Source organism: Bacillus cereus group sp. BfR-BA-01524 (assembly GCF_022662595.1).
Classification (GTDB): Bacteria; Bacillota; Bacilli; order Bacillales; family Bacillaceae_G; genus Bacillus_A; species Bacillus_A thuringiensis_S.
This window is the reverse complement of sequence record NZ_JAKUDW010000360.1, coordinates 1-293: the sequence shown is the minus strand read 5'-3', so window position 1 is coordinate 293 and position 293 is coordinate 1. Positions and strand designations below refer to the sequence as shown.

Here is a 293-nt window from a genome sequence, read left to right as displayed (position 1 = left end):
GTCGGGAAGATAATGCCTGATTATAAGGAGATGGAGAATTGGTTAGCGTTATCTAGTTGGAAGATGACGGTTTAGGAAGGGATATCGATTTTTGTCTGTAAATCGATATTTCTTGTCGAATCGTTGATATATTGTGAGTTTTGATAGATATATTTTAAAAATCGTTGATATATTGTAAGTTATGATAGATATATTCGAAAAATCGTTGATATAATTTCATTTACCACAGGATTGTTCAACAAATCGAAAAGAGAAGAGGTCATAGCAGACATCTCCTCTTTTCGAGTATATAG

At 32.4% G+C, this 293-nt stretch carries 1 pseudogene; it reads left to right on the top strand.

The window, feature by feature from the left end:
• Positions 1-75: pseudogene (locus MR170_RS31470) on the top strand (M48 family peptidase); the annotation flags it as partial.
• Between the last annotated feature and the right edge of the window lie 218 nt (positions 76-293).